General features: G+C 63.0%; 15 protein-coding genes and 2 pseudogenes. 4 read left to right on the top strand and 13 right to left on the bottom strand.

All coding sequences use genetic code 11. The features are described from left to right. Positions 1 to 55: 55 nt before the first annotated feature. The 6 genes and pseudogenes from PCOSP_RS25820 to PCOSP_RS25845 form a co-directional block, all read right to left on the bottom strand. Positions 56 to 898: a YfaP family protein gene (locus PCOSP_RS25820; protein ID WP_139650223.1), complete on the bottom strand. Its 843-nt coding sequence runs from the start codon at positions 896 to 898 to the stop codon at positions 56 to 58. Between the two features lie 3 nt (positions 899 to 901). Further along, positions 902 to 2521 (bottom strand): DUF2300 domain-containing protein, encoded by a 1620-nt coding sequence (locus PCOSP_RS25825; RefSeq protein ID WP_464709796.1) that lies wholly within the window; start codon positions 2519 to 2521, stop codon positions 902 to 904. A gap of 1 nt (position 2522) precedes the next feature. Further along, positions 2523 to 7091, bottom strand: a complete 4569-nt coding sequence (locus tag PCOSP_RS25830) for an alpha-2-macroglobulin family protein (protein WP_464712002.1) — start codon at positions 7089 to 7091, stop codon at positions 2523 to 2525. Continuing rightward, positions 7088 to 7696 (bottom strand): DUF1175 domain-containing protein, encoded by a 609-nt coding sequence (locus PCOSP_RS25835; protein ID WP_230166570.1) that lies wholly within the window; start codon positions 7694 to 7696, stop codon positions 7088 to 7090. Before PCOSP_RS25835 ends, PCOSP_RS25830 begins: the two co-directional genes overlap by 4 nt. A 26-nt stretch (positions 7697 to 7722) precedes the next feature. Next, positions 7723 to 9432 (bottom strand): DUF2138 domain-containing protein, encoded by a 1710-nt coding sequence (locus PCOSP_RS25840; protein WP_464709797.1) that lies wholly within the window; start codon positions 9430 to 9432, stop codon positions 7723 to 7725. A gap of 33 nt (positions 9433 to 9465) precedes the next feature. Further along, a pseudogene (locus tag PCOSP_RS25845) lies at positions 9466 to 10253 on the bottom strand (YfaP family protein). A 270-nt stretch (positions 10254 to 10523) separates the two neighbouring features. Here PCOSP_RS25845 and PCOSP_RS25850 point away from each other — a divergent pair. The 4 genes from PCOSP_RS25850 (at position 10524) to dxs (ending at position 14935) form a co-directional block, all read left to right on the top strand. Further along, the gene (locus tag PCOSP_RS25850; RefSeq protein WP_464709798.1) at positions 10524 to 11660 is read left to right on the top strand and encodes a Fic family protein; all 1137 of its coding nucleotides are present in this window, start codon (positions 10524 to 10526) and stop codon (positions 11658 to 11660) included. A 136-nt stretch (positions 11661 to 11796) separates the two neighbouring features. After that, the gene (locus tag PCOSP_RS25855) at positions 11797 to 12039 is read left to right on the top strand and encodes an exodeoxyribonuclease VII small subunit (RefSeq protein ID WP_003185917.1); all 243 of its coding nucleotides are present in this window, start codon (positions 11797 to 11799) and stop codon (positions 12037 to 12039) included. After that, positions 12036 to 12923, top strand: a complete 888-nt coding sequence (gene ispA, locus PCOSP_RS25860; RefSeq protein WP_139650210.1) for a (2E,6E)-farnesyl diphosphate synthase — start codon at positions 12036 to 12038, stop codon at positions 12921 to 12923. Before PCOSP_RS25855 ends, ispA begins: the two co-directional genes overlap by 4 nt. 113 nt (positions 12924 to 13036) lie before the next feature. Further along, complete coding sequence (gene dxs / locus PCOSP_RS25865) at positions 13037 to 14935, top strand: 1-deoxy-D-xylulose-5-phosphate synthase (RefSeq protein ID WP_464709799.1); 1899 nt, start codon at positions 13037 to 13039, stop codon at positions 14933 to 14935. 158 nt (positions 14936 to 15093) lie between these two features. Here dxs and PCOSP_RS25870 read toward each other — a convergent pair whose 3' ends face one another. The 7 genes and pseudogenes from PCOSP_RS25870 to ribH form a co-directional block, all read right to left on the bottom strand. Next, the gene (locus tag PCOSP_RS25870; RefSeq protein ID WP_139650207.1) at positions 15094 to 15513 is read right to left on the bottom strand and encodes an MFS transporter; all 420 of its coding nucleotides are present in this window, start codon (positions 15511 to 15513) and stop codon (positions 15094 to 15096) included. Beyond that, positions 15510 to 16127 (bottom strand): GTP cyclohydrolase II, encoded by a 618-nt coding sequence (gene ribA / locus PCOSP_RS25875; RefSeq protein ID WP_175386442.1) that lies wholly within the window; start codon positions 16125 to 16127, stop codon positions 15510 to 15512. Before ribA ends, PCOSP_RS25870 begins: the two co-directional genes overlap by 4 nt. Before the next feature lie 109 nt (positions 16128 to 16236). After that, positions 16237 to 16995: a substrate-binding periplasmic protein gene (locus PCOSP_RS25880; protein WP_464709800.1), complete on the bottom strand. Its 759-nt coding sequence runs from the start codon at positions 16993 to 16995 to the stop codon at positions 16237 to 16239. 11 nt (positions 16996 to 17006) lie between these two features. Continuing rightward, positions 17007 to 17509 (bottom strand): annotated as a pseudogene (locus PCOSP_RS25885) (phosphatidylglycerophosphatase A family protein). Next, positions 17506 to 18471: a thiamine-phosphate kinase gene (thiL, locus tag PCOSP_RS25890; RefSeq protein WP_464709801.1), complete on the bottom strand. Its 966-nt coding sequence runs from the start codon at positions 18469 to 18471 to the stop codon at positions 17506 to 17508. The pseudogene PCOSP_RS25885 and the gene thiL overlap by 4 nt, the downstream one beginning before the upstream one ends. Further along, on the bottom strand, positions 18472 to 18972 hold the full coding sequence (nusB, locus tag PCOSP_RS25895) for a transcription antitermination factor NusB (protein WP_024778364.1): 501 nt from the start codon (positions 18970 to 18972) through the stop codon (positions 18472 to 18474). It lies immediately after the preceding gene. Then, positions 18969 to 19445 (bottom strand): 6,7-dimethyl-8-ribityllumazine synthase, encoded by a 477-nt coding sequence (ribH, locus tag PCOSP_RS25900; protein WP_003206025.1) that lies wholly within the window; start codon positions 19443 to 19445, stop codon positions 18969 to 18971. The genes nusB and ribH overlap by 4 nt, the downstream gene beginning before the upstream one ends. Between the last annotated feature and the right edge of the window lie 189 nt (positions 19446 to 19634).

The following is a 19634-nucleotide window of genomic DNA, read 5'->3' on the forward strand; positions in this document are numbered from 1 at the left end:
AAGCGCTCTCCGAGTAGCCTATTGAATTGTCCAACCGCTGTCGGACAATTCCTTTTCACGGATAGCTAAAGCTCTTCACCAACGTCAGCTCCCCCACCGCCCGCATCGGCACGACGAACGTTTCCATCTTCTCGCTCGGGGTGCCTTCCTCGGTGATCACGGTGACTTGCGCCGTGGTCAGGGCTTGCACCGCGTCCTGGCCGCCGCTGCTTTCCCCGTCGCCTTCCTCATCATCCGAAACGCTGCGATAGCCGCCGCCGTAGTAGTTCAGGTAGACCTGGTATTGCCCCTTGATCGGTGCGGGCATGGCGAAGATTTCCGGGCCGTAGCCGGTGGTGACGTCGACGTCGAGGACCGCGCCGTTGGGGGCGACGCGGTCGCCGTACCAGATGTGAGCGCCGTCCGGGGTGATGACGTGCAGGTCCAGGTCGGTGCCGTCACTGTCCCAGGTCAGCAGCACCCGCAGCTTGGCCGGTGTGGCGCCGCCGCTGGTGTTGAGGAACTGGGTGCGGTGACGGTGCTGGCCATCGGGGCTGCGCACCTCGACGCTGTTGCTGCCGTTGGGGAACGAGAACGGCCGGTCGAAGCGACCTTCCTCATCAAGTTTCAACGGCAAGGCCACACCGTTGACGATGAGCTTGCCCGGGTCATTGCTGTCCTTGGGCATGGCCTTGATCTGGCCGGTGATGCGCGCGGTGTTGGCCTGGCCCTGGGGCGTATTGACCGACGAGGCCGGGTAATTGACGGTCTGGCTGAAGTTTTCACCTTCGCCGCCCGGCGCCCCGCTGCGCCACCCACCAATCGGAGTGTCGAGTTTGATCTCATCGGCGGCAATGGCCAGGGGCAACGCGGTCATGGCGCAGAGCAACAGCAAGACCTGTGGGTAACGGAGTGTCATGGTCTATTCCAGCAAGAGGTGACGGGCGAGCCCTTCGATATAGTCTTCGTCCTGGCCGTTGGGATGAGCTTCAAAGGCCAGGTGCAAATATTCGTGAGTCAGGTCGAGACGGTCCTGCAGCGACAGCACGCCACGGACGTAGATGCGCTGGCGTTCACGGTCAACGTAAGGCCGGCCGAAAGCGACGCGGCACACCGCGAATGAGCTGATTTCGTTGTAGCCCACTTCGCTTTCCAGCCTGGAACGCCAGCCTCGACGCTGCTTGAGCAACCAGTCCTGGGCGGCCGGCAGTGCTTCGCAGGACGCCACCGGATTGTCCCAGCGGCTGAGGCTGGCACGCGGATAGGCATGCAAGAGAATGGCGTCGTAGCGTTGGCCGGCGTTGGCTTGTTCCACGGCTTGCAGCCAGGACAATTTGTCCGGGCCGGATTGGTCGGAGTGATAGGTGACGTCGGTGCCGGCCAGGACCAGATCGCTGGTCCAGGCCGCGACAGCGCGGGTTTCCGGTGCCGCCGGGCGTGGCGCGACGCGCTGGCGATGGCTGCTGTCGTCGATGCTCAGACAATCGCCGTTGCGTTGGGCGTTTTGCAGCAGGTAGGTGCGGATCGCCACGGCCAGGGCCTTGGCCGCCTCGGCGGGCTCGGCCTTGGCCTCCCGTTGCAGGACTCGGGCGACATACTCCTCCCGATCCAGGCGCGCCACCAGCTTGCCGGGCGTGAGGAACAGCTCGCCATCGCTGTGGATATCCAGCTGATTGCCATTGGTGAACTCGACACGGTAATCGCCCCGCAACTGACCCGGCGAGGCTGGCTGGTTGCCCGACATGACCCGCTGCAACGGATAACGGGCAAACAACCCCACTTCCACGCAACGCCCGGTTTCGGCCGGCCACTGGGTCGGCAGCGCCGTAGCCAGGCCATCACCGAACACCTTCAGGACCTGCTGGCTGGTGCCGCGTCCACCGGCCCATACGGGCGTGCCGTCGGCCAGCCAACCGGCGAAACCACCCTGGCGCGACGACGGTCCCTGGTCGCCCAGCCAGCTCCAGGTCTTGACCCGCAAACGGCTGCCCAGTTGCCCGACGAGGCGACCATCCGCTGCGTTGAGTACCACGTCCAGCAGCACCCGGCGGGCCTGGTCCTGGGCCGGCAGCGTCGCCAATGCCTTGAGCAATTGCGCGACGGGAACCTGTTTTTGCGGTTGCAGGGTCGGCAGGTCCAGCAGCCACTCGGGCGCCTGACGGATCTGCCAGTAGTCGCGCCAACTGGCGGCCGACAACCCGAGCCGCTGCGGTTCGAAATACAAGCCGCAGGACTTCACCAGTGCCTGATCGCGACCGATACTCTTCCCGGCGCTGCAGCAGTAAACCTCTTCTTTCGACTCACCGCGGCACTCATAGGCCGGCTCGTGGGCATCGGTGTCCACCAGCCACGCGTAGACGAACAACTTCCACAGACTGCCCAGCGGGGCCTGCAGGGAATCGGGCAATGGCTGGCGATCGAGCACCTGGGTCTGGCTCACCCGCAGCAACTGGCCATCGAAGGCCAGGCGCAAGGGTTCGTCCTGCGCTGTCGCCAACGCAGGTATCAAGCACAACAACCAACCCACCCACCGCAGGCGCATGTCAGTTGACCGTGACCTGGCCGAGCGCTGGTTTCTTTTCCCAGGCCTGGTTCTGTGGTGCGTAGACCTGAGTGAAGCGCACCGGTGGCAGGTTGAACTGCCCTTTCTGGGAGAAACGCACCAGATGACGCAGGCGCAGTTCGCCACTCAGGGCATCCACCGGCACCGCATAAGCCATCTGGCCCGGCTCGAAGCGCGCCTTTTCCAGCGACGTCGGTTCGCTGTCGGCTTTGCCCTGCAACTGGATGCCCCAGGTAGTGCGTTCCACGTCGGCGCCCGGCGGCAGCGGTACTTCGAGCATGCCGTAGCGCAGCGGTACGGTGGCCTTACTGTTGATGATCACTTCATCCAGGTAGAGGCTGTCGCTGGACAACGGCTTGTTGCCCACGGCCTCAAGCGTGAAGGTAAAGGCATCGCCACCCGGTACCAGGCGCGACAACCGACGGGTGATGGACACTGCCATCGGTGCCACTGGTGGTTGCTGGCTCTGGAAGCTCAGCGCCGCTTGCAACGGACGCTGCTGCGCACCGCTGAGGGTCAGCGTGGTCGGCAACTGCGCGCCCTGCCACTGCCAGTAGGTTTCCCCGGTGGCGCCTTGGCGGGCTTTCCAACCTTCGCCAGGAGCGAGCGCCACGGCCGGCGACGCCTGCTCGATGCTGCGCTGCAACCAGGTCAGGGCCAGGGCCCGTTCCAGGGTGGACTGTTGTGGCAGCAGTCGTTCCAGCAACGCGGCGGCTCGGGCCTGATCGAAGGTTTGCAACGACAGCACCAGGGCCTGGGCAAACGGCTCGACGCTGACGTCCAGTTGCTGTTGCGCGGCGGCCAGTTGACGGTTGAAAGCATCCGGCAGCGGCACTTTCGCCTGCTTGGCGAGGGCTGCGGTCAGTACCCGAGCACTGGCCAGCCCCAGGGCCGAATCCGGTGCGTTCATGACCAGGCTGTCGTCACCGTTGTCCATCACGCTCCCGGCGCTGCCTGCACCGGCCTTCGCCAGATCGTCCATCAGACCGCTGAGCAAGGTGTTCACCGGCAATTGCATCTGCTTGGCGAACGACAGGATCAACGCGCGCTGCAACAGCGGCGTGTCACCGGCCTGCTTGGCGTAGACCTCCAGCACGCGCTGCCAGTGTTCCGGCGGCAGGCTGATGTCCAGCGCCTTGCTGGCGTGCCAGTCGGCGTAATAGGCATAGGCGGTCAGGAAAGCATCCGGCTCGCCGTCCTGGCCCCACCAGGTGAAGCTCGCCGAGGGGCCGGCCATCTGCACCAGGCGCAGGCGACTGTTCTGCATGATCAGGCGCAAGCGGTCGCGGGTCTGCGAGTCCGACGCCAGGGTCGGGTACGCGATGCTCAACGGCAGCAGGCTACTGGCGGTCTGCTCGACGCCACCGTAGGGGTAACTCAACAGGTCGTCCAGGGCGGAACGGAACAGCGCTTGCGGGCTGTCGTCCAGGCGCAGGCGAACATCGCTGGCGTCGGCCGGCAAGGCCAGTGGCGTGTCGCCGACGGCAACATCGAGGCGTTGGCTTTGGGTAACCTGCCAGCCATTGCCGACGGCGTTCAGGTGAACGGCCAGGGCGTCCTGGGTTTCACCGCTCAACTGCAATTGAACACTCAGGTCACCGCTGCTCAACTCCATGGCTGGCAGCGCCACGTAGTTGATACCTTTCTTCAGGTCCGCCACCACACGTTGCTCGGCACCGGCGTAACGGATCAGCAGTTCCGCCTTCAGCGGTTTGTCCGCCTGGCTGAAAGCGAACAGGCCCAGTTGCGGCTTGTCGCCGATACGGAACCGGGTCGGGCCGCTCCACTTCAGGTACAGCGGTTTTTCCGAAGCGATGAATTGCTTTTTCTGACCGACCTGGCCGTCATCGGAGATGGCCTTGGCGGTGATGCGCCAGCGGGTCAGCGAGTCCGGCATCTTGAAGGTGAAGCGGGCCTTGCCGCTGGCATCGGTGACCAGTTCCGGCTGCCAGGCAGCCGTGTCCACATCTTCACGACGCGGCCGCTCCAGCACCTTGACCCCGCGTTCGCTGCGGTTGGCCTTGCCCGGCGCACCCGGGCTGCCCGGCAATGCCACGTCGTAGCTGATGAACGAAAGGCTGGCGCTGGTGCGCACGTTGTTGCGGCGCGGGTGATAGAAGAACTGATCGATGGTCGGCGCCACTTCCGGTTGCAGGGCGTAGATCATTTCATCCACGACACTGACGGTCAGGTGCGCCGGAATCGCCTTGCCGGCGAACTGGGTACTCAGGTCCACGGTCACCGTGTCGCCAGGCCGGTAGGTGGCCTTGTCGGTGACGACAGCGACGTCGATCTGCGGCGTAACCACCTTGATACCGGCGTTCTGGAAGCTGTATTGGCCACCCTTGGTGTACAGGACCGAGAACGTCATGTTCGGCGCAAAGTTGTCTTTCACCGGGATGCGGGCACGGTATTGGGTCGGGCTGAGGCTTTCCATTTTCAGCCAGTCGCCGCCCTTGGACAGCAGCGCCGTGGCCTCGACCTTGTCCCGTTCCAGGGACAGCAGCGCATCGCTGACCGGCTCCGGGAAGGTGATCAGTGCCAGTGCTTCGTCACCAGCCTTGTATTCCGGCTTGTCGAGGACGATCTCGACGGTGCCCGGCACGGCCTTGACGCCTTCGCCGGTCACCGCATGAGCCGCGGCGCCGATGACCCGGCCGTGGTCGTCCTTGAGGGTGAGGTTGTAGGTACCGGGACGGTCAAAGGCCACGGTGAAGCCCTTGTCCTTGGCCGTCAGCTTGCCCTCGCCAGTGCTCTGGTCTTCCAGGCGCACCCAGGCGTAGCCGGCCGGCGTCACGGCCTTGCTCTGTTCGCTGCCGCCTTCGTTGACGTAGCTGAACGCGACCTTCTCGCCGGCCGCACTGAAACGCTGACGAGCGCTCAGGCGGAAATTCGCGGCACCGCGGTCGATGAGGATTTCCTTGGTGGTCTTGACCCGATACGCCGCGCCATCGCTGGCAAACACGGTGAGCGTGTAGCGGCTCGGCTTGTCGGCGGCCGGCAGTTCGAGCGTCGCGACGCCCTGGCCGTCGGTGGTCACTTCACTGCTGGTCAACTCCACCGGGAATTGCCCCAGGTATTGCAGTTCGTTGTCCACCATCGACAGCTGCTGGGCCCGCAGGCTCAGGCTCACCGTGGCATCGACCACCGGCTTGCCGTCCGGGTACAGCAGCACGAGGTTGCCCTTGACCGGCTCGCCGGTGCGGTATTCCTGCTTGGCCAGGTTCAAGGCGATCTCGAAATGCGGCTTGATGTATTCAGCCACGCGGAAGGCGCTGCTATAGAGCTGGTCCTTGTAGCTGAAGCGCAGTTCATAGCCACCGGCCACAGCGTTTTCCGGCAGTTGGAAACGGCCTTGGGTACCGGCCTTGGAGTCCAGTTTCAGGGCCAGGGTCTGCAGCGCGGTGCCCGTGGCATCCAGCACGCTGACGTTGACGTCGGCCGCCGTCGGCTGCACCGAGTCGCGGGCATTCTTGAACTCACGGCCGACGATCTTCAACGAGACCCAATCCCCCGGGCGATACAGCGGTCGGTCGGTGAAGGCGTAGAGCTTGGTGTCGTAGATTTCGCTGTCGTAGTAGAAGTTTTCGGAGACGAATACCCCACCCTCCTCATCCTCGCCAATGACGAACGAACGCTCCGGGCTGACGTGCTTGAGCCGCAGCAGGCCGCTTTCATCGGTAGCACCGCTGTTCATCACGCCCAGGCCGTCGGTCCACAGCACATTGACCTTGGGCACCGAGCTGCCTTCATGTTTGCGGGCGGCCCAGACCAGCAGCTCGTCGCCGGAAATCTTGCTCACCGCCACGGTGTTCGAGACGAAGACCATGGTGGTCGCCCGGTACTTGCCGACCAGTGCTTCCACCAGGTACAGGCCAGGCTTGAGCTGGCCCAGCGGGACGTAGACGTTGCCCGGCGCGACGTTGACGAACTCGCTGGACGAACCGGCCAGGTTGACGCCTGCCGGCGGCTGGATCGGCTTGGCCTGCCACAGCGGATAACGGAATTGGCTGACCAGCGGAAGGCCAGGGATCAGGGCGAACTGGGCCGGAGCCTCGTAAGGCGTCGGTGCGACCAGGGCGTCACCGATCTTCAGCTCCGGTACTTCTTCGGTGACCTGTTGGCGGGACTCGTAGGAGAACGCCCGCTGCATGACCCGCCGGGACTTGCGGTACCAGTTGTCCCACAGGTACGCGAGGGTATTCGAAAGCCCTTCACCCTTGAACTGGCCGTCGCTGACGACGCGGTGCAGGTTCTTCTGGCGCTTGAGGAAGTCCAGGGGCTTTTCGATGCGATAGACGCGGATATCGGCGCCACCGTAAGGCTCCATGCGGAACCGGCGATAGTCGCGGCCCGGTGCCTCGAGGCGGACCATGGCCTGCTCATCGCTGGCAAAACTGCTGTCGGCCAGCAGGAAGAAGCTTTCACCGGACACCGGCGTGTAGCCGCTTGGTTCCACCGTGTCTTCGGCGTGAACGAAGGAGGCCAGCAACAAGGCAAACAGCAGGGACAGTTTCGAACACAAGCGCAGCATGCGGGCACCGGTCATTGGGAGAGAAAGTTGAGTCGATAGACGCCGATGAAGTTGGGGTTGGCTGCGTCGGGTATCCATCGGGTGTCCTTCCAGTTCATGAGTTGTTGCAGGCTTGCGGAGCGCATGCCGTTGTCGGTAGGGGTTGTGGTGCCGGTGTGATAGGCGATGTAGCGACCCATCCAGATCATCAGGTGCTGGTCATCGCCCTGATCGAAGAACATCAGGTCGCCGGGACGGGCCTGGGCCACGTCACGGCCCACCAGGCGACTGTTGAATTGAATCAACTTGATGGCGTTGACGTAGGGCCCGACCTTACCGCCGCCCTGCTGCCATTGCTGGGCCAGGCGCCGCTGCTCGTCGCTCAGCTCAAGCTCCGGCGGCAGGTAGCGATTGGACAGGCCGTTGCTGCGCAGCCATTTTTCGTTGTGGACCTTCAGCGCTTCGTTGGCGGCAAAACGCACCAGCCCGGCACAGTCCTGCTGATACCAACGCGGGCTCGGCCCCCGGCTCAACTGCTCCTCGGCGATGCGCACGAACCAGGCACGGAACACCTGGGATTGCTGCACATCCAGCGCCGGCGTTTCCACGGCAAAGGCCTGCCCTCCGAGGAACAGTGCCATCAGCCCGAGCGTGCGGATCAGTCCGGTCACAGTGCTTTCCATTCCAGCGGCAACCACTGCCAGTGGCCGTCCGGCTCGCTGCCTGCCGGCAGGGTCAACGCGTATTTGCCATAACCGCCGAGGGTGCGCAGTTTTGGAATCAGGTAGGTCTGCGCGGCGTTGTAAAACACCGGTTCCATGTCCTGGGGCAAGCTGTCCAGGGTTTCACGCTGCATCAGTTGGGCCATGGAGTCCGGGCCGAAGTAGAACGGCATCAGCAGGTCCTTGGGCACCACGTCGGCCATCGGCGGGAAGCGCTTGTCGAGGGTACCGAGGGCCTTGTCCACCAGTTTGTCGTCGAGGGAGAACAGCAGGGTCGAACCGTGGCGCGCCAGGCTGACCCGCATGAACGCCTTGCCGGTGATGGCATCGGGTTGCAGCGAGTCCTTGGCCAGGTACGGGCCGAAATTGGAGCTCACCTGGCGCTGCCAATGATGCATCGAGCCTTCCTGCTTCTCGACAACCGGGAACGCGTGCTCGGCCACATTGTTTTCATAGGCGCCCACCATCGACCCGAACAGGTTGCCCAGGTCGGCGTCGATCTTGCCGTCGTCTTCGTTCAGGCTGGCCACCAGCAGCGGCGTGTACAGCCGCGAATCGGCGTACCAGCACAGGCCCGCCGCGCCGGCCATATGGTCGACCATGGCCTGGGCGGCTTTCTCCTCGGCACCGAGTTTCACCAGCAGCGGTTTCTGTTGTTCGGCGGCCAATGGCAAGGCCACGCAGGCACTCGCGCCCATGGGCATGGCTTGCCAGATCGGCTTGAAGTCGAAATCCGGCTGGTTCTCCAGTTCGTCCATGGCCAGGAAGCTGTGCCAGCCCTTGTCGTCCATGTCGAAACGCAACCCGGCGAAGTTCGGGATGAAACGCTGGTAGCCCATGGCAAGCACGCTGGCATTGACCGAGATACGTTGCTTGACCTCAGGCGCCTTGGGCGGCAGGCCGAAGGCTTCGGTGAAGAGTTTGTCGCCATTGAGCAGCGCAGCCAGTGCGGTGGTCGAAACGCCGCCGTGCTCTTCGGACGCCCCATTGGCCGGGTCATAGAGCTTGGTCGGGTCGGACAGCACCACCAGCTTGTCGCCATGGGAGGCGAAGACCAGGGATTTGCTGGCGTTGTAGCTGAGCTGGTAGAGCGCGACGTCATCGCCGCCGACCTTCAGGTCGCTGAGCTTGCTCAACTGCGTATCGTCCAGGGCGACTTTCGCCAGCGGTTCCAGCACCTTGGCCAACCCGCCGCGGTCCAACACCAGCAGGAAATCCTTGAGCCGGCCATCCGCGCCGCGCCACAGCGCCACATCGGCCGGCTGGTCGAAAAGCTCTTCGATCAGGCTGTCCTGCAGCTTCAGGTCATGCTCGTAGATGATCCGGCGCAGGCTGCCGATCAGCCCCAGGCGGTCGGCATGGGCCTGGTAATAGAAGACGAAATCCTCGGTGAGCGTGGCCTTGAGGAACGGCACCGCCAACAGGTCCTTGGGCAACTGGCTCAGGGAATGGGCTTCGAGCAGCCCGTCGGGACGACTCAGGCCGAGCTTTTCCAATGCCAGCGCCGTGGGCGGTGCCTTGGGCTTGTGCATGAACCAGCCCAACCCGGCGGCGACACCGGCCACCAGGCACAGCCCGATCAGCAACGCCGGCCAGCGGCGCGCAGGTTTAGCGACAGGTGTCGGCACGGTCGGGGAAGCAGTGTTGTCGCTCATATTCACAAGGGCCTGTTCATCCGTGGAGCGGAATTAGTAGTTGAAAGTCTTGACCAGCAAAAGATCGCCGATGGCGCGCAAGGGCACGACAAAGGTTTCGCGTTTCTCATTGACGGTGTTTTCGTTGAGCACCAGATTGATCTGCGAGGTGATCACCTCGTTCTGGTTGCTGGTTTCGTCGAAGTTATAGCCGCCGTCGCCGTAGTTGCCCCAATAGTTCACGTAGACCAGGTAGGTGCCGTGCATCGGCGCCGTCATGGTGAACATTTCGGGGCCGGGGCCATCGACACCGTCCGGGTCGAGGCCGCCGCCATTGCTCAGCGCCGGCTGGCCGAAGAAGGCGTGCTGACCGTCGGGGTGATGATGTGCAGGTCCAGCTCGGCCTTGGGATCGTCCCAGCCCAGCACCACGCGGATCTGCGCCGGAGTCCGCAGGTTGTTGGCCTCGTAGAACTGCACACGCTTGAGGGACTTGCCTTCGGAGCTGCGGACCTCGACGCTGTTGGAGCCGGCACCGAACGCATACGGCCGGGCGAAACGGCCTTCGTCGTCGGTATAGAGATTCAGTGGATTGCCATTGACCGCCAGGCTGTGGGGCGGACGGGCGGTGCCCATGGCCTTGAGCCGGCCCTCGATCATCGTGCGATTGCGCTGCACGCCCCGGTCGATGGGCGGCGTGGGATAGGCCACCTGCGGGTTTTCAGTGCGATCGAGCAAGCCGCTGTAACGCCAGCCGCCCACCGGCTCCGACATCTCGGCCGTAGGCTCGGCCCACACCAGCGGTGCGACCGTCAGCGCGATCAGCAATGAAAGAAAACGCATGTATGCCTCCTGCCATGCACAACGCAACCCGGCGCCCTTCCTCGGCGCATTGATTATCTTTTTTCAGGTTTCGTCAGGGGCCCGCCATACGGGGGCTGTAGATGGCGCGAAGGTTAGCGATTCGGCGCGTTATTCACAATCGGGGAACGCGTGATTCTGTGTGGGAAATCACGTCTTGAGGAGAGCGTGAGCCGATTAGTGAATTTATTCGGCTCACAAAATGAGCCGAATAGCATTATTATTCGGCTCATCCCAGGAATGGAGAGACTCATGGAACCCTATTGGATCTGGCAACAGCCCGACTGGCCCAACTTTCACTGGCAGTCTGAAGCGTTAACGCCTCTGCTACGGGAATGCGTACAAACCCAAGGTCAATTGCTCGGAATGACCGGCGCTGTCACTAAGGCGCTCAACGCCCAGAACGAACTTGACGCGTTGTTGCAGAACATCGTGACCTCTTCGGCCATTGAAGGGGAGCAATTGAATGTGGGCTCGGTGCGGTCGTCCCTGGCCCGACGCCTGGGCCTGGAGCGGGCCGGCGATAACCCCGTCAGCCCACGCAGCGAGGGTCTGGCAAACCTTCTGCTGGATGCGACCCGGCATTTCAGCCAGCCCCTGACGGTCGAGCGGCTACTTGAATGGCATGAGTGGCTGTTCCCTGAGCAGGCGGAGGAACTTTTCCACCAGCACATTCGCGTAGGTTCGCTGCGGGGGGACGAGCCGATGCAAGTGGTCTCGGGCAGGTTGGACCGCCCTACCGTTCATTTCGAGGCACCGCCTCGCCAAGGTCTCGAACGGCAATTGCAAACGTTCCTCGACTGGTTTGAGGCCAGCCGCCATCAACCCGGACTCGATCCTTTGTTGCGGGCCGGTATCGCCCACTTCTGGTTTGTCACTCTGCATCCGTTCGACGACGGCAACGGCCGCCTGACCCGCACTCTCACCGATCTCGCACTGGCTCAGGGCGAAGCCCAGGCAATCCGTTTCTACGCCATGTCCGTGAGCATTCTGGAAGACCGCGCAGGCTATTACCGAGCCCTCGAAAGCACTCAGAAAGCTACGTTGGATATCACCGATTGGCTTAGCTGGTTTCTGCAGACCCTGTCACGCAGCTTGCACAAAGCCATGGTGCAGACCGAAAGCGTGCTAGGTAAGGCACGGTTCTGGCAGGTCCATCGCGCCTCAGGACTCACGCCAGAACAGACCAAAGTGCTTAACCGGTTGCTCGATGGTGGTGAAAAAGGTTTTGAGCAGGGTATCAGCGCCGCGCAGTACCAGGCCGTAGCCAAGGTTTCCAAGGCAACGGCAACCCGACATCTGACGGAGTTGCTGGAAAAAGGCTGTCTGGAGCGCTTACCGGGAGGTGGACGCAGCACTCGGTACCGGATCAATTATCCAGCGGCATGAGATTGCGTTTATAGCGAGCAGATGCTGCAAAGGGGCGCCACAAACGAACACGCCACCTGTAACCCGCCCTGATTTGCCCCAAAACCCCATGTCTGCTAGTGTCGCGCCGGTTTAACAGTCAACCGGAATAGCCGCCATGGCCCGCAAAAAAGCTGCATTGGACTTCGAACAATCCCTGGCCGACCTGCAAACGCTGGTCGAACGGCTGGAGAACGGCGAATTGTCGCTGGAAGACTCGCTGACTGCCTTCGAACAAGGTATCGGCCTGACTCGCGACTGCCAGGCGGCGCTGGCCCAGGCCGAGCAGAAGGTGCAGTTGCTGCTCGAGCGCGATGGCGAGCTGACCGAAGAACCTTTCGACGCGGAACAACCTGAATGATCGGCGCCTATCAGGCCAGCAGCCAGGCCCGGGTCAATGCTGCGTTGAGCACTTTGTTTACCGCGCCGAGCCCCGAGCTGGCGCGCCTGTACGAAGCCATGCGCTATAGCGTGATGAACGGCGGCAAGCGTGTGCGGCCCCTGCTGGCTTATGCCGCATGCGAAGCCTTGGGCGGTGTGGCCGAACAGGCCAACGGCGCGGCATGTGCGGTGGAACTGATCCACGCTTATTCCCTGGTGCACGACGACCTGCCGGCCATGGATGACGACGACCTGCGTCGCGGCCAGCCGACCACCCACAAGCAATTCGACGAAGCCTGCGCGATCCTGGCCGGTGACGGCTTGCAGAGCCTGGCCTTCAGCGCCCTGCTCGATCCGTCCCTGAGCGATTGCCCGGCACAGGTCCGCCTGGATATGGTCAGCACCCTGGCACTGGCGGCAGGACCCGCCGGCATGGTCGGCGGCCAGGCCATCGACCTGGGTTCGGTCGGCCTGAAGCTGGATCAGGGTGCGCTGGAATACATGCACCGGCACAAGACCGGTGCCCTGATCGAAGCCAGCGTCAAGCTCGGCGCCCTCGCCAGCGGCCGGGCCACCCCAGAACAGTTGCACGCCTTGCAGGCATACGCCCGAGCCATCGGCCTGGCGTTCCAGGTGCAGGACGATATCCTCGATGTCGAAAGCGATACCCAGACCCTGGGCAAGCGCCAGGGTGCGGACATCGCCCGCGACAAGCCGACCTACCCGGCCCTGCTGGGCCTCGACGCCGCCAAGGCCTACGCCCTGGAATTGCGCGACCAGGCCCTGGAAGCGTTGCGGCTGTTTGACGCGGCGGCCGAACCGCTGCGCGACTTGGCGCGCTATATCGTCGAACGACGCAGCTGATACGGGGTCAACCTTTCAGACTGCGTATCGGCCAAGTTCCGGCCAACGCGTGGGCAGCTTGCGATGCATAAGGTAAACTGCCGCCTCTTTCTATACCTATAACGATTCGCCTGATGCCCACGACGTTTCAAGAGATTCCCCGCAAACGCCCGACCACGCCCCTGCTGGACCGCGCCAACACGCCGGACGGCTTGCGTCGGCTGGGTGAAGCCGAGCTGGAAACCCTGGCCGATGAGTTGCGCCTGGAACTGCTCTATACGGTCGGCCAGACCGGTGGGCACTTCGGTGCCGGCCTGGGCGTCATCGAGCTGACCATCGCGCTGCATTACGTATTCGACACTCCGGACGACCGGCTGGTGTGGGACGTCGGCCATCAGGCCTACCCGCACAAGATCCTCACCGGTCGCCGCGAGCGCATGGGCACGCTGCGCCAGAAGGACGGCATCGCGGCATTCCCACGGCGCTCCGAAAGCGAATACGACACCTTTGGCGTCGGTCACTCCAGCACCTCCATCAGCGCTGCCCTGGGCATGGCCATTGCCGCCCGGCTGCAGAACAGCGACCGCAAGGCCATTGCCGTGATCGGCGATGGCGCCCTGACGGCGGGCATGGCTTTCGAGGCGCTGAACCACGCGCCGGAAGTCAACGCCAACATGCTGGTGATCCTCAACGACAACGACATGTCGATCTCGCGCAATGTCGGCGGCTTGTCCAACTACCTGGCGAAGATCCTTTCCAGCCGCACCTACGCCAGCATGCGCGAAGGCAGCAAGAAGGTCCTGTCGCGCCTGCCCGGCGCCTGGGAAATCGCTCGCCGCACCGAGGAATATGCCAAGGGCATGCTGGTCCCCGGCACGCTGTTCGAAGAACTGGGCTGGAACTACATCGGCCCGATCGACGGTCATGACCTGCCGACGCTGATCGCCACGCTGCGCAACATGCGTGACCTCAAGGGACCACAGTTCCTGCATGTGGTGACCAAGAAGGGCAAGGGCTTCGCCCCGGCGGAAGTCGACCCTATCGGTTACCACGCCATCACCAAGCTCGAACCGCTGGATGCCCCGGCCTCCGCCCCGAAAAAGGCCGGTGGCCCCAAGTACTCCGCCGTATTCGGCCAATGGCTGTGCGACATGGCCGCCAAGGACTCGCGCCTGGTGGGCATCACCCCTGCCATGAAGGAAGGCTCGGACCTGGTGGCCTTCAGCGAACGCTACCCGCAACGCTATTTCGACGTAGCGATTGCCGAGCAGCACGCCGTGACCTTTGCCGCCGGCATGGCGTGCGAAGGGGCAAAACCGGTGGTGGCGATCTATTCGACCTTCCTGCAACGCGGTTACGACCAGCTGGTCCATGACGTCGCGGTGCAGAATCTCGATGTGCTGTTCGCCATCGACCGCGCCGGCCTGGTGGGCGAAGACGGCCCGACTCACGCCGGCAGCTTCGACCTTTCGTACCTGCGCTGCATCCCCGGCATGCTGGTGATGACCCCGAGCGACGAAAACGAGCTGCGTAAGATGCTCACCACGGGCCACTTGTTCAATGGCCCAGCGGCGGTGCGCTATCCCCGTGGCAGCGGACCGAACGCAACCATTGAGGCCACCCTCGAGCCGATTGAGATCGGCAAGGGTGTGATCCGCCGCCAGGGCAAGCAGACCGCCCTGTTGGTGTTCGGCGTGCAACTGGTCGAGGCCTTGAAAGTCGCACAGACCCTGGACGCCACTGTCGTGGACATGCGCTTCGTCAAACCGCTGGACGAAGCCCTGCTCCGCGAAATGGCCGCCAGCCATGAGCTGCTGGTGACCATCGAGGAAAACGCCATCATGGGCGGCGCCGGCGCGGCGGTCAGTGAGTTCCTGGCCCGGGAGAACATCCTCAAGCCCGTGCTGCACCTGGGCCTGCCGGACATCTACGTCGAACACGCCAAGCCTGCGCAAATGCTGGCCGAGTGCGGGCTGGACGAGGCTGGGATCGAAGCATCCGTGCGCCGGCGGCTGCAGTTGCTGGGCCTGTAACCTACCTACCCTGTGGGAGCGAGCTTGCTCGCGATGCGATCTGTCAGTCGACGACTGTTTGGACTGATACACCGCCATCGCGAGCAGGCTCGCTCCCACAGAGGAATGCATTTCAACTGTGGGAGCGAGCCTGCTCGCGATAGGGGCGCCGCGGTGTATCAGCCGAGCTGACGCGGAAGGCGATACAGGTAGAACAGCACCGTGGAAGACAAGGCCAGCAACATCAGCGGCACGGCTTCCAGGCCCACGAACACCGCCAGGGCACCGATCCAGGCCGGCAGCCCGGCGACCAGGAACGCAGCACGCCGACTGGCAGCCAACGTGATCCAGGCCTGGGGCTCTTCGGGGGTATCGAGGGCATTCTGGGTGGCGATCAAAGCGTGTTTGTATGCGCCAAAGAATCGCAGGCTGACGAACATCGAGGCCACGCCGGCGATGAACAGCGGCATCGCCAACACCGGCAGGATCGCTTCGCCCTGGCCGAAGACCAGATTGATCACGAACAGCGGCAGCAACGCCAACGCCAGGTATTTCCACCAGCTGATGGACAATCGCCGCCGGACCTGACCCCGCGTCACGCCCGGTCGACCTCGCCCTGGTGCTCGTTGCCCATCATGTGGTCGAGCTTGCTGGCCTTGGTCGCCAGGTAGAGCTTGTTGTGAGGGTTATGGCCGGTGTGCAGCGGCACCCGCTCCGCCACGACGATACCCATGTCGGTCAACGCCTTGACCTTGCGCGGGTTATTGGTCATCAACCGCAGGGACTTGACGCCCAGGTGTTCGAGCATGGGCAGGCAGATGCTGTAGTCACGCAGGTCGGCGGCAAAACCGAGGCGCTCGTTGGCTTCCACGGTATCGGCACCGCCATCCTGCAATTCATAGGCACGGATCTTGTTCAACAGGCCAATGCCACGCCCTTCCTGGCGCAAGTACAGCAACACGCCTCGACCTTCGCGGGCAATGGCCTGCAAGGCGGCTTCGAGTTGCGAGCCGCAGTCGCAGCGCTGGCTGAACAGGGCATCGCCCGTCAGGCATTCGGAGTGCAAGCGGCCCAGTACCGGAACGCCGTCGGCAATATCACCCAGGCTCAGCACAACGTGCTCGCGGCCGGTGGCCTCATCCAGAAAACCATGCATGGTGAATTGCGCAAAGGGCGTTGGCAGCTTGGAAGCGGCAACAAAAACGACAGGCACCGGTGTGCTCCTGATCTAGTACTGGAGATTCGCAGAGGAGGGCATTGTAACAGCAGGTCCCGGCAGACGCTTAGGCTGAATTGTCGACTATTACTATCGAAGAGATTGATTACGGCTTCGGTGGCTTACCGTGCTCATCGAAAGGATAAGGTTGTTTCCAACGCTCGAAAATCGGTTTCAACCGACCACTTTTCACCAACACCTCCATACGCCGGTCGAACAGCGCACGTAGCGCCCGTCCGTTTTCGGTGTTGGCGAAGCCCAGGTACAGCGGCAGGTTGATCAACGGCGAGAGCTTGAACTGCTGGGGATTGTCGGCCTTGGCGAGCACGCCCTGGATCTCCATCAAGGCGTCGATGTAATAATCGGCCCGATCATGCAGCAGCATCGGCAAGATACCCACCGCCCGGTGGATTTCGTTGAAACGGCGGATGTTGGGCAGATAGGCGTTGTATTCGTACCCGCGCATCCACACCAGCCGATAATTGCCGACCGTCTCCAGTGTGGGTGACGGCTTGGAGGCCAGCCCCAAGGCATAAATATGATCGACGTCGTAGTGCCATTGGGGATAGAGCAGCCCTTCGGTTTCATCGCGATAGGCACCGACCTGTGCATCGGCCTCGCCGCGCTGCACCAAGCCGATCGAACGGGTGTAGGGGACGCTGCGGATCTCCAGCTTCACACCTTCAGGTTCGAACACCTCGCGCAAGATGTCCCAAGCCATGCCCCGGCCATCAGCGCCGGTATAGTCGCTCCACTCTTCACTGGCTGCGCGGATCTTGCCAGGTAACGGTGTTGGCTCGGCCGCCAGAACGCCGAGGCAAGTCCCTAGACACAGAAACAGCAACAGCGCTCGGCTTACGCCCATGCCTGGATCCCTCAGGAAAGACACCACACCAGTCCTTGCATTGCCAGCCAGGCAAACACCCCGGCCAGGATGTCGTCGAGCATGATACCGACGCCTCCGTGGACATGCCGGTCGATCCACCGGATCGGCCATGGCTTGAGAATATCGAAGAAGCGGAACATCAGGAAACCCGCCAAGAGCCAGTACCAGCCTTCCGGCACCAGCCACAGGGTAATCCACATCCCGACCATTTCATCCCAGACGATCCCTTCATGATCGTGCACACGCAGGTCGTCCGCCACCTTGCCACACAACCAGAAGCCGAACAGCATGGTGATGCCGAGCATCAGCCAGTAGCCCCAGTCCGGCAACATCTGCCACAACGGTATGAAGGGTAGCGCAACCAGCGAGCCCCATGTACCTGGCGCCTTGGGCAAAGTACCCGAACCGAAGCCAAATGCCAGGAAATGCCAGGGATTACGCCAGACCGAGGGGGGACGAATTCGGCTGGAACCTGGTTGGGATGATCTGTCACGGTGTCTCCCGAAAATGTTGATAACCCCGGGTTTGCGGGGTGATGTCGCTTCCATCGGCGTCCACCAGCATGACACCCTGCCCTGCCATGACACTGCCGATCACGTGGATTGGCCAGCCTTCGGCCTGCAACGCCGATAATCGGACCGGTGGCAAGCTGAACAGCAGCACATAATCGTCACCCCCGCTCAGCGCGGCCTGCTCCGCGTCCGTTCGGCCGAGGAAGGCCAGCAAAGCGTTGGACAGCGGCAAGCGCTCCCGTTCAACCTGGATGGCCACGCCGGACGCCAATGCGATATGCCCGCAATCGGCCAGCAGACCATCGGAAATATCCATGGCCGCACTGGCCCTGCCCCGTAGCGCCAGCCCCAGGCGGGTCTGCGGACGCGGTGACCAATAATGCGCCAGCAACGGCTCGGCGACGGCCGGCTCAGTGTGACGCTGGCCAAGCACGAGCGGCAATGCACCGGCAGCATTGCCCAGTTCACCACCGACACACAGCAGATCGCCAGGCTGCGCGCCGCTCCGGGTCAACGCCTGGCCGGACGGCACGCGACCGAACACGGTCATGGTCAGGCTCAGCGGCCCGCGAGTGGTGTCACCACCCACCAGCGCAACGCCACAAGCCTGGGCCATCTGGTTCAAACCACAGGCATAGGCTTGCAACCAATCGGCTGTCACCGTCGGCAAGGTCAGGGCGAGGGTAAAGGCAAGGGGCCTGGCGCCCATGGCGGCGAGATCGCTGACCGCCACGGCCAGCGAGCGCTGGCCGAGCAGGAATGGATCGCAAGGATCTGGAAAATGCACACCGGCCACGAGCGTGTCGGTGGACACTGCCAACTGCTCCCCGGGAAGAACCGCCAGCAAGGCACAATCGTCGCCGATCCCCAGCGCAACGCCGTCGCCGCCCTGCGCACAAGGCGCCGCGGCGAAATAGCTGCGGATCAGCTCAAACTCACCCATTCAGCGCTTGAACGCCTTCACTTCAGCTTCCCGCAGACGCGGGGCGAGCTTGTCGAGCACACCGTTGACGAATTTGTGTCCGTCGGTGGAACCGAAGACCTTCGCCAGCTCGATCCCTTCGTTGATCACTACGCGGTACGGTACGTCGACGCGCTGCATCAGTTCCCAGGTGGACAGGCGCAACACCGCCAGTTCAACCGGGTCCAGCTCTTCGATGGTCAGGTCCAGGCAAGGTGCCAGGGCCTTGTCGATTTCGGTCTTGTGCGCCGGAACTCCGTGGAGGATCTCGCGGAAATACGCGCCGTCAACATCGCTGAAATCGTTATCGACACGAAACTGCGCTTCGATCTCGTTCAGCGACTGCTTGGCCATGTGCCATTGATACAGCGCCTGGGTCGCAAGCTGACGGGCTTCGCGACGCTTGACGCTTTTCGAAGGCTTGCCGGCATCGGCAGGCTTGGGATCGCGCGGGTTGAAACGATCGCTTTCGTCGCTAATCACTTGGCCTCCAACTGCGCCAGCAGACTGACCATTTCCAGGGCGGACAGGGCGGCTTCGGCGCCTTTGTTACCGGCCTTGGTGCCGGAACGTTCGATGGCTTGCTCGATGGAATCAACGGTCAGCACGCCGAAAGCCACCGGCACGCCGAACTCCATGGACACCTGGGCCAGGCCCTTGGTGCACTCGCCAGCCACGTACTCGAAATGCGGAGTACCGCCACGAATGACCGCGCCCAGGGCGATGATTGCTGCATATTCGCCTTTTTGAGCGACTTTCTGCGCAACCAGCGGAATTTCGAAGGCGCCAGGGGCACGGATGATGGTGATGTCGCTTTCGCTCACGCCATGGCGAACCAGGGCATCGACCGCACCGCCAACCAGGCTCTCGACCACGAAGCTGTTGAAACGGCCCACTACCAGAGCGTAGCGGCCTTTGGGGGCGATGAAGGTACCTTCGATGGTCTTCAGGGTCATTCGTCAATTCTCTTAAAGAGCCGGAACGCGCTCGGTGCGCGCTCCTCGGTGATATTTAGCCACGAATTACAGGGCCAGCCGTTCATTTCAGGAAACTGCACCCCTAGTGGGAGCGGTCCTGCTCGCGATGACGTCAGCTCAGAGACATTAATGTCGCCTGATGCACCGCTTTCGCGAGCAGGCTCGCTC

This window comes from Pseudomonas sp. MAFF 730105, assembly GCF_055380705.1.